Here is a 9,779-nt window from a genome sequence, read left to right as displayed (position 1 = left end):
TCTCTAACGACCAGGATTCCGACGGCCTTCCGCCCGCACTCTACATAGCACAAATCCAATACACAGGATTCCGGCTCAAGGCCGGAATGACGGAAAGGTGCAATGCACAGAACGCGCACCATTTCCCATCGTCTGAAGCCTCACACCCGCGGCCGCACCGGCCCGGTCGATTGCCGGATGCGCATTTCCGGCTTGATGAGGTGAATGCCGTCAGGTTCGTGGCTGCCCGCCAGCCTGTCCAGCAGCGCGCGGGCCGCCAAGCGCCCCACCTCGGCCTGGCCGTTGGACACGGTGGTCAGCGCCGGTGTGGCAATCGCCGCCTCTTCAAGATCGTCGTAGCCGGTGACGGAAATATCCACACCCGGCACCAGACCGGCACGGGAAATGCCGTTCATGAGACCGATGGCGACGAGATCGTTCCAGCAGACGGCGGCAGTCGGCTTCTGCGGCAGGGAGAGGAAATGCACGGCAGCCTCGAAACCGCCCTGCTTGGAGCGCGGGCCGGGAATGCGCAGGTTCGGATCGACCTCAATGCCGGCCTTGCGCAGCGCATTGACATAACCCTGGTAACGGTCACGGCCGGTCGATGTCTGGTCGGTGCCGCCAACCATGGCGATGGTGCGGTGGCCGAGGCTGATCAGGTGGTTGGTGGCGAGCGAAATGCCGTAGCTGTCGTCGCCGCGATAGGTCGGCATGTCGACGCCATCCATCGAGCGCGCCACCAGAATGGCGGGCATGCCGTTTTCTTCGGCGAGCGTCATATCCTCGATCGGCGTGCCGATGGCTGGAGACATGATGATGCCGTCGGAGCCGAGCTGCAGCAGCGTTTCGATGAAGGTGCGCTGTTTTTCCACCGAATCGTAATGGTTGGAGAGAATGAAGGTCTGGCGGCTGCGGTCCAGCTCGCTTTCGATGGCTTTCAGAATTTCCCCGTAAAACGGGTTCATCACATCGTGGAACACCACACCGACAATGCCGGAGCGCGAGGTGCGCAGGCTGGCCGCGCGGCGGTTATAGATATAACCCAGCGCCCGCGCCTGTTCCTTGATCTTGTCCCGCGTATCGGCAGCGACCAGCGGGCTGTCGCGCAATGCAAGAGAAATGGTGGCGGTCGAAAGACCGAGGCTTTCGGCAATCGTGGACAGTTTGACCTTTTGGGCCACGGCATTCCTCCCCAAACGCGTGTCAGTGACGGATGGCTCCGTTTAAATTGCAATTAAACAATTTAAACAAAATCCGCAACCCGTTTAAGGAATACCCGCAAAACAGATGGTTCTTTTAAAAATTTCAGCAAAAATTATTGAAGATTGGCGTCTATCGCCTTCAAGAGTTTAACGATGTTGCGCACATCCTTGGCCGAAAGCCCCTCGACGGCTCTTGCGCCGCAATTGGCAATGGAAACATTGATGTGTTCGACGCTTTTCAAACCCGCTTCCGTCAGCTTCACCAGCGTCACGCGGCCATCCTCGTCGTCGCCACTGCGTTCCACGAAGCCCTGGGCCTCCATGCGGCCAATGGTGCGTGTCATGGTCGGCGCCTTGACGCCGAGTTTCTGGGCGATCTGCCCCGGCGTGAGGCTGCCTTCCTGCGCCAGCGCCAGGATAACGCCGTCCTGGCCCGCATAAAGCCCGCTTTCGGCAAGGCTGTGGCTGAGCGCCGTGCGCATGGAGCGAGCCGCCTGGGTGATGGATTGCGCCAGTTCCTCGGGGTTGAAATTCTCATCCCTCTTTTTGGCATCCTTTACCTTCTTGCCGCCCTTTTCCTTCTTGGCGCTTTTGTCCTTATGCCCGGTTTTGTCCTTGCTCATATGCGAGTGCCTTTTACCCTGTGGCGGAACCGATATATGTTGCTGGAAATCCTTAACGAATGCACGCGCGGACTGCCATATGCCAAACTCATACACGCATTATCACGACGAAAACGTAACAGACCCGCATCTTCGCGCAACAGCTGCAATTTCCGTGCTGCCGCTCGGCGCGCATGAACAGCATGGGCCGCACCTGCCCTTCGAGACCGATACGCTGATTGCCGAAGGCATCGCCGCCCGTCTCGCCGCCGCCCTGCCCGCCCACCTGCCCGTCTCCTTCCTGCCGGCGGAACCGGTCGGCTATTCCATCGAACACATGAATGTGCCGGGCACGAAAACCCTGCGATACGATGAGGCCATCGAGCGCTGGCTCGGCATCGCCGAAGCGGAATATAAAAAGGGCGTGCGCAAATTCGTGATGCTGAACGCCCATGGCGGCAATTCACCGCTGATGACCATCGTCGCCACCGAGGCCCGCGCCCGTTTCGGCATGCTCGCGGTCGCGACAAGCTGGACCCGTTTCGGCATACCGGCCGATATCGTGAAGCTGGAGGACAAGGCGGTCGACATCCATGGCGGCGATATCGAAACATCGGTCATGCTGGCGCTTCACCCCGAGCGGGTGGCGAGGCAGAAGGCCCAAAACTTTCCCTCCCGCCAGAGCGATTTCGCCAGCCGCTTCAAACACCTGCGCGCCTATGGCCCGCATGCGTTCGGCTGGCTGATGAGCGATCTGAACCCCGATGGCGTTGCCGGAAACGCCGCCGCCGCCACTGCGGAAAAGGGCGAAAGGCTGATTTCCCATGCCGTAAAAGGCCTTGTCGAACTGCTTGAAGATATCCACGCTTTTGACATAACGTTATTTCATAACAAAATTTGAGCGACATGGCCGAATTCGGCCAAAATCTCTTTGAACTGCCCGGACGTCGCGCCTATATGGACGACGACACATCTTCCTGAGGCCTGACGGCCTCTCTCCACGCGGGGTTTTCCATGACCGAAACAGCTATAGCCAAGCCCATTCCAGTCACCGTCCTGACGGGATATCTCGGCGCCGGCAAGACGACGCTTCTCAACCGTATCCTCTCCGAGAACCACGGCAAGAAATACGCTGTCATCGTCAATGAATTCGGCGAGATCGGCATCGATAACGATCTGATCGTCGAGTCCGATGAAGAAATCTATGAGATGAACAATGGCTGCGTGTGCTGCACGGTGCGTGGTGACCTCATCCGCGTCGTGGAAGGCCTGATGCGCCGGCCCGGCCGTTTCGATGGCATCATCGTCGAAACGACAGGTCTTGCCGATCCCGTTCCCGTCGCCCAGACCTTCTTCATGGATGACGATGTGCGCGCCAAGACCGAGCTTGATGCCGTCGTTGCCCTGGTTGACGCCAAGCACCTGCCGCTGCGCCTGAAGGACAGCCGCGAGGCCGAAGACCAGATCGCCTTTGCCGATGTCGTCGTCGTCAACAAGACCGATCTCGTTTCGCCGGAGGAAGTCGCCCGCATCGAGGATATCGTGCGCGCCATCAATCCTTCCGCACGCATCTACAAGACCACCCGGTCCGGTGTCGATCTCGCCCGGGTTCTCGATCAGGGCGCCTTCAATCTGGAGCGCGCGCTGGAAAACGACCCGCATTTCCTCGAGCACGGCCATGACGACCACGTTTGCGGCCCCGATTGCGATCATCATCATCACGACCACGGCCATGATCACCATCATCACGGTCACGATCACGATCATGCGCACGACCATGGCCACGATCACCACCATGGCGCGGTCTCCCCGATCCATGACGTGACGGTACAGTCGGTTTCGCTGCGCGGCGGCGAGATGAACCCGGAGCGGTTCTTCCCGTGGATCCAGAAGGTCACCCAAACCGATGGCCCGAACATTCTGCGCCTCAAGGGCATCATCGCTTTCAAGGGCGATGCGGAGCGTTATGTGGTGCAGGGCGTGCACATGATCATCGAGGGCGACCACCAGCGCCCGTGGAAGGAAGACGAAAAACGCGAAAGCCGCCTCGTCTTCATCGGCCGCGAACTAGACCGCGAGAAGCTGGAAAAGAGCTTCAACGCCTGCCTCGCGACGGCCTGATCGTTTGGCCCCGTCACCCCGGTGCCAGACCGGGGTGCGGCTGCGTCCGTCGTCCGCCCGACACGCGTTCTTCGACACCCTACACGACAGTTAAAATCATTGACGCGCCGGCGCTCCGGGCTCACCCCCCTCTATCCTGCCGGACATCTCCCCCTCAAGGGGGGAGATCGGCCCGTGGCGAGGTTTCGCACCTCTCGACGGTCGAGAATGAAGTGACAAGAATGCGTCTTGCCGATCTCCCCCCTTGAGGGGGAGATGTCCGGCAGGACAGAGGGGGGTGAGCTCGGAGCGCCGGCGCGTCAATGATTTTAACTGTCGTGTAGGGTGGTTCCTCTACCAAAAATCGCTCTATCTCCTTGATTTCACGAATCGTGCAAACGTAAAAGCGGTTCCGCTTTTGCCGGAAATGCTTTAGAACCATGCCTGCCGCCGGGGCCGACATCGTCGCCCCATCCGACACAGATACGAAAGACCGATGCCCCATGCCGACTGTTGCCCCGCTTGATATCGAAGGCCACGTGGTCTCGACCCATTTTCTCGGCGACATTCCCCTGTTTGCCACCGCCGCCGGCACCATTCACCGGCTGGATGGCGGCGAGAAGGTGACTGAGGCGCATGACGGGCTTCTGACCTGCGTGCGCGATCCCTATAGCGCCACCCTGCTTTCCGGCGGTGAGGACGGGCGTGTGCTGCGTATCGGCCATGATGGCAGTATCAGCGAGATCGCCAACGTACCGCGCAAATGGGTGGGCGTCGTTGCGGGCGGACCGCAAAAGGCGGTCGCTTATGGCGTCGGCAAATCCAGTTTCGTCCGGCTGTCGGACGGCACGGTCAAGGAATTCAAGGAAGAGCGCACGGTGGAGGCCATCGCGTTTGCGCCCAAGGGCCTGCGCATTGCCGTTGCCCGTTATAATGGTGTGACATTGCACTGGGTGGCGACCGCCGGCGATCCCGTCGATCTTGAATGGAAGGGTGCGCATACCGGCGTCACCTTCTCGCCCGATGGCAAGTTCCTCGTCACCACCATGCAGGAAAATGCCCTGCACGGCTGGAAGATGGAAGCCACCAAGGGCGGCATGGAAGCGCGCCACATGCGCATGACGGGTTATCCCGCCAAGGTCAAATCCGTCTCCTGGTCGGCAAAGGGCAAATGGCTCGCCTCTTCCGGCGCGCCGGCCGCCATCGTCTGGCCGTTTGCCGGCAAGGACGGCCCAATGGGCAAGGCCCCGGAAGAACTCGGCAGCCGCGCCAACATCATGGTCACCAATGTCGCCTTCCACCCCGTGGAGGATGTGCTCGCCATCGGCTTCATCGACGGCATGATCCTCGGCGTGCGCCTTGCCGATGGCAAGGAAGCCCTGCTGCGCCGCCCCGGCAAGGGCGCCATCACCGGCATGGACTGGAGCGCCACCGGCAAACTGCTCGCCTTTGCCTCCGAAGCGGGAGATTGCGGGATCATCGATATTTCGGCTTGAGGGATGGACGCGGGGGTAACAGGCCGCCCCACACGTTCGCGGGAACGCCCTACTCCCCCACCTGCCGCCGCGTCAGAAACAGGAGCAGCAAGGCCGCGCCCGCACCAACCGAAGCGAGCCGGATCGAGACGCCGAAACTCGCATATTGCGACACGAACCCCATCAGCGGCACCGCAAAAAGCGCGGCGAGGAAGATGGAGTTCATGTAGAGCGCCGTGGCGCGGGCCGTGCGGCCGCGCGCAAAGCCCTGCACGAAGGTAAGGCAAGTGCCGGCGCAAAGGCCGTAATAGGCGCCTTCCAGCGCCGCACCGGCGATCATGGCCGGCAATGTGGTGACCGAGGCGATGACGTTGAAGGCGACGATGGCCATTACCGCTGAAACGCCCAGAAGCAGGCGGGCGCTGAAGCGGCGCATCATTCGCGGCGCAAGCAGGATGAACAGAACCTCCATGGCGCATTTGACGCTGAGCGACAGGCCCGGCACGTAATCCGGCAGGCCGACCTCCCGCACCAGAAACACCGGCAGAGCCGAGGCGCAGAGAGCATGGGCAAAAGACATGCAGAAGCTGGCCGCCGCCGCCAGAAGCAGCGGCAGGTTGCGCCGCGTATCGTCGTCACCCGCCGGTCGCCGCTCCATCGGGCTGGTCTGGTCGCGCGGCACGACCGCAAGGGCAAGCCCGCCCCAGATGACCGCCATCAGCATGGCATTCGCGAACACGGCTTTCGCGCCGGCGAGGTCGAAGATCAGGTAGGCAGCGGCGGGAACCAGCATCCATGCCAGCGACACCATCGTTCGCAGGAAGGCATTATAGGCGGCCGTATCCAGCGCCTTCACCCGGCCATGATACCGGCCGTAACTGAAAATGAGCGTGCTGGCGGCATTGGAAAGCCCCATGCCGGTCGCCGTTATCGCCACCAGCAGCGCCAGATGCCCGAAACTCGCCGCCGCGGCCGCGACAAAAGCGCCGCACACGGAAAGCATCAACAGCGGCCTCACCCGCACCCCGGCATCGACACGCTCGCCATAAACACGGCTGGCGACAATCGAAGCCAGCGCCGCCGTCACGCTGTAAAAACCGACGGTCGCCGGCGGATGGCCGAGCACCTGGATGATGTAAAAACCGATAAATGGCACGACAGCCGCATTGGTGCTGCCGGCAATAAAAACCAGCAGGGCGATCAAATAGGCCTGACGATCGAAAGCGCCCGGCAAAGTGCTTTTCTGGAGCATGGGAATCGACTGAAGGCTGGGAGGCGGGACGGGATGGCGGCGACCACCATCACATCAAAAAGGCCTGCTGTTCAAGCCTGCCCGAAAAGCAATGTGTGTTTTCATCTTCGGCGGAACGTTTGCTGGATCGATGCCAGATCGCCTCATCGAGCGCGTGGGGCGTCGCAACGCTGCGCCGCCCCCTGTCGAAAACGGAATAACCGTCAGAACTTTACGCCGAGGCCAACCTTGACGACGTGTTCGCTGACATCGCCGGTCGAGGTGATCGGACCGGTACGGTAGGTTGCCTTGCCGAAGTCATTGTAACGATATTCGACGCGTCCAAACAGGTTGTTGGTGAAGGCATAATCGATACCCGCACCGACCGTCCAGCCGTGCAGAACCTTGCTGTCCTCACCGAACGGCGCTTTGACTTCGCTATCCGTCGCGGTATAGCCGGCAGCGGTATAGATCAGCGCACGGTCGACGGCGTAGCCGGCGCGCAGCCTTGCAGAACCATTCAGGCCTGCGGAAACCTCGCTGGTGACAATGGTCTTGTCGCCCCAGGCGTAACCGAGATCGCCCTCAACGCCGAGAATGACGGAAGGGGCAACTTCGAAATTATAGCCCGCGAAACCGGAAAAACGGCCGCCGTCAAATTCATGCTTCGTGGTAACGCCAAAAGTCGTCGACTTGACCCGGTTCCAGCCGTAACCCGCAGACGCACCGACATAAACACCTTCCCAGGAAAAGGCAGGCGCAACGTCGTTGACGACCGGCGCGGACGGAATGTCGCTGACGGCATCGGCGGCAGCGGCCACGCCGGAGAAAACGCCGAGCAGGCCGAGCGCGAGAAGTGATTGTTTCAACATGCGATAGCTCCTTGAAAATAACATCCCGTCACCTGCGGGCTGCGAGTATTTCGCGACCGGAAGCGCAGCATCGTGACGGGGTTAACGCACCCGTAGATTGAAGAACATCGTGGTTAAAATCGCGTAAATAGCGCAGAAAAAATAGCCGACATGGAACGTATTTCGATTAACATCTGCAATATTTACCAAATATAAATTAGAATTAACGCGGATATGCACGGGTCGGCCGCCGCGATGAAAAAACGGCTCTCACCACATCACAAAAACCACCGCGAGTAGTGGCCATCTCGCACTTCTGTGCGCGTCGTTCACATCGCGACACGGACAAAAAAAGAGGGCCGCGAGGCCCTCTTCCAGTCATGCGATGCGCCGTTTGTTCTTGCCGGAAACGCCATGCGTCGAACACACGCAACTCGAAGGTCATTGCCGGCTTATGCGCTGCGCGCATCGTTTGCGTCGAAAATCCCTGATGATTTTCGAGCTGTTGTGTTGGAGCGGGATGGAGAAAAGCCCGATGGTTTCGCCATCCCGTTCCAGGTTTCAGTTAGTGGCGGCGCTTTTTGCCGCCGTCATTCTTGTTGTCGATGACATCGACGGACGTCTTGTTGCCGTTCAGCACACCGTTCAGGATGCCGGTCTTGTTGCCATTCAGGATCCCGTTATTGGACAGGATGCCGCTGACACCCAGATCGATGCTGGGCGAGACGACGACAAGGGCGCCGCCCTTGTTGCTGTTGCCGGACAGGATGCCTCCCAGAAGACCGCCCGCATTGGCCTGACCAACGGAAGCGACAGTAAGAATAGCGGCTACACAAGCGAACTTTGCAATCATTTCTCTCTCCTCTTTTGTTTGATCACGCCATCTGGCGTAACTGAACTGTATATTTAGAGGATTCTAATTCAAGCAAAGGCTAATATTACAATAAACGATTAACACTAATACTTGTGATTTTAATAAAATTTTACATATCGCATCTTCGCGCTTCCGCCCCTTGCTCAAACAATGCCGGTCGGCACCTGTGTCGCGACAGTAAAGCGGGGCGGGAAACTTTATTAACCATCCAAATATAAGATATTGCTTAATTAGAGACCGGAGATGCGAATGCGGGTGGGGGGATATATCGCGCTTGTTCTCGGGCTTGCCTGCGCCTGCGGCGCGCGGGCGGGGGAAAAGGCCGATGAGCACAATGTCACCTATAAATCCGGCATTGCTTATGACAGCAATTATTTCGCCGACACCAACCGGCTGAGCGCGATTTCGCTGCGCCCCGGCTTCGGGCTCAATGGCAAGATCGCGCTGGAAGGGGCGGAGCTGCGTTATTCGCTCGAGCAGGAAGAGGTTCGCCTGCCCCGTTATCGTTTCGCCAATGAACATAACACCATCGCGGCGCTGGGGCTGACGAAACGATTTTCCGAGAAGCTGGAATGGGCCCTTGAGCTGCGCGGCACCCGCAGCGATGCCGGCGATATATTCCTGCACCTGCCGGAAGAAGACATTGGCTACCGACAGCTGGATCACAAGCTGGAGGCGTCTTCCCAGCTCGGCATCCTCGCCCTTGGCGGCAAGAACACGTTGACGGCAAGTGTCGCCAGCCTGATGAAAGGCAAGGCGCGGTTCCGCCCGGCCTATTTCCTGCCCACCCGACTGGAAGCGAACGAGGCGCTTTTATCGCTGAAGGCCGAACATGCACGATCACTCGGTGGCGGCGAGGCCGGGCTGACCCTTGCTTACGACCGCATCGCCGTGCCGGAGGGGCAGCAGGAAAAATATGAACGTTTCCCGGCCAATACGCTGCGAGGTTCCCTGGCCTATGGTTACAGGTTCTCCGATCGTTTCGCGGTTCTGGCCGAAGCGGGCTTCACCTCCATTTCCGGCGATGAGATCAGCGACAAGGTAAAGCGCACCCGCCCCTATCTGCGGGCCGAGGCCGAGGTGAAGGCCACCGAGCGTATCGCCTTCGGCGCGGGCTTTTCGCAGGACTATGCGCTTTTCGACCCGGATGACCCGATTGCCGAATTCCATCGCCGCTTTCAATTCGTCGTGAAAAGCAGGCTCACCGAAAAGGTGGGGTTCGATCTTGCGCTGCACCGGGTCCACAAGGACTGGATCTATTATAATTACGATACCAGCGAGCGCCGGCTGGTCGCGACGCTCTCCTTCGATACCGGCAAGAACAGCAAGCTGGAGGTGGAGTTCAACCGCCTGCTGCATGGCGAGCGCGATACCGATCTTGCCTATAGCGGCTCCAGCATCACCTCGCGTTTCAGCGGCACCTTCTGAAATTTAGTGTCGGTCCGCGCGAAGGATCGGACGC

The 9,779-nt window shown here is 59.8% G+C and carries 9 protein-coding genes; 4 read left to right on the top strand and 5 right to left on the bottom strand.

Features of this window, described 5'->3' with window-relative positions:
- Positions 1-140: 140 nt before the first annotated feature.
- Positions 141-1,163, bottom strand: coding sequence for a LacI family DNA-binding transcriptional regulator (locus F3H58_RS24945; RefSeq protein WP_003505469.1), 1,023 nt, complete (start codon positions 1,161-1,163; stop codon positions 141-143).
- Positions 1,164-1,297: 134 nt separating this feature from the next.
- Positions 1,298-1,807, bottom strand: coding sequence for a MarR family winged helix-turn-helix transcriptional regulator (locus F3H58_RS24940; protein WP_035263256.1), 510 nt, complete (start codon positions 1,805-1,807; stop codon positions 1,298-1,300).
- Positions 1,808-1,886: 79 nt separating this feature from the next.
- Between F3H58_RS24940 and F3H58_RS24935 the strand changes: the two genes are divergently transcribed.
- From F3H58_RS24935 to F3H58_RS24920, 3 genes are all read left to right on the top strand, one after another.
- Complete coding sequence (locus F3H58_RS24935; protein WP_149744144.1) at positions 1,887-2,687, top strand: creatininase family protein; 801 nt, start codon at positions 1,887-1,889, stop codon at positions 2,685-2,687.
- Between the two features lie 113 nt (positions 2,688-2,800).
- A complete protein-coding gene (locus tag F3H58_RS24930; RefSeq protein WP_149744143.1) occupies positions 2,801-3,907 on the top strand; it encodes a CobW family GTP-binding protein in 1,107 nt (368 codons plus the stop codon).
- Between the two features lie 482 nt (positions 3,908-4,389).
- Entirely contained in the window at positions 4,390-5,382 is a 993-nt protein-coding gene (locus tag F3H58_RS24920) for a WD40 repeat domain-containing protein (protein WP_149744142.1), read from the top strand.
- A gap of 49 nt (positions 5,383-5,431) precedes the next feature.
- Here F3H58_RS24920 and F3H58_RS24915 read toward each other — a convergent pair whose 3' ends face one another.
- The 3 genes from F3H58_RS24915 to F3H58_RS24905 all read right to left on the bottom strand — a co-directional run bounded on the left by F3H58_RS24915 (position 5,432) and on the right by F3H58_RS24905 (position 8,296).
- Complete coding sequence (locus F3H58_RS24915) at positions 5,432-6,613, bottom strand: MFS transporter (RefSeq protein ID WP_149744141.1); 1,182 nt, start codon at positions 6,611-6,613, stop codon at positions 5,432-5,434.
- A 203-nt stretch (positions 6,614-6,816) separates the two neighbouring features.
- Positions 6,817-7,464, bottom strand: coding sequence for an outer membrane protein (locus F3H58_RS24910; protein WP_149744140.1), 648 nt, complete (start codon positions 7,462-7,464; stop codon positions 6,817-6,819).
- Positions 7,465-8,008: 544 nt separating this feature from the next.
- Positions 8,009-8,296 carry a hypothetical protein gene (locus F3H58_RS24905; protein WP_004433441.1) on the bottom strand — a complete coding sequence of 96 codons (288 nt, stop codon included), beginning with the start codon at positions 8,294-8,296 and terminating at the stop codon, positions 8,009-8,011.
- A gap of 270 nt (positions 8,297-8,566) precedes the next feature.
- On the opposite strand from F3H58_RS24905, the gene F3H58_RS24900 reads away from it, so the two are divergent.
- Positions 8,567-9,745, top strand: a complete 1,179-nt coding sequence (locus F3H58_RS24900) for a hypothetical protein (RefSeq protein WP_149744139.1) — start codon at positions 8,567-8,569, stop codon at positions 9,743-9,745.
- Positions 9,746-9,779: the final 34 nt, after the last annotated feature.

The sequence above is a fragment of the Rhizobium sp. NFACC06-2 genome (assembly GCF_900101425.1).
Lineage (GTDB): Bacteria > Pseudomonadota > Alphaproteobacteria > Rhizobiales > Rhizobiaceae > Agrobacterium > Agrobacterium leguminum.
Note: the sequence above shows the minus strand (reverse complement) of the source record. Positions and strands in the feature narration are given on the sequence as shown.

Excerpts from the sequence above, each read along its gene's own strand:
- F3H58_RS24935 (WP_149744144.1), top strand. The coding sequence starts at position 1,887 with ATGCCAAACTCATACACGCATTATCACGACGAAAACGTAACAGACCCG.
- F3H58_RS24940 (WP_035263256.1), bottom strand. The coding sequence starts at position 1,807 with ATGAGCAAGGACAAAACCGGGCATAAGGACAAAAGCGCCAAGAAGGAA.
- F3H58_RS24920 (WP_149744142.1), top strand. The coding sequence starts at position 4,390 with ATGCCGACTGTTGCCCCGCTTGATATCGAAGGCCACGTGGTCTCGACC.
- F3H58_RS24910 (WP_149744140.1), bottom strand. The coding sequence starts at position 7,464 with ATGTTGAAACAATCACTTCTCGCGCTCGGCCTGCTCGGCGTTTTCTCC.
- F3H58_RS24915 (WP_149744141.1), bottom strand. The coding sequence starts at position 6,613 with ATGCTCCAGAAAAGCACTTTGCCGGGCGCTTTCGATCGTCAGGCCTAT.
- F3H58_RS24930 (WP_149744143.1), top strand. The coding sequence starts at position 2,801 with ATGACCGAAACAGCTATAGCCAAGCCCATTCCAGTCACCGTCCTGACG.
- F3H58_RS24900 (WP_149744139.1), top strand. The coding sequence starts at position 8,567 with ATGCGGGTGGGGGGATATATCGCGCTTGTTCTCGGGCTTGCCTGCGCC.
- F3H58_RS24905 (WP_004433441.1), bottom strand. The coding sequence starts at position 8,296 with ATGATTGCAAAGTTCGCTTGTGTAGCCGCTATTCTTACTGTCGCTTCC.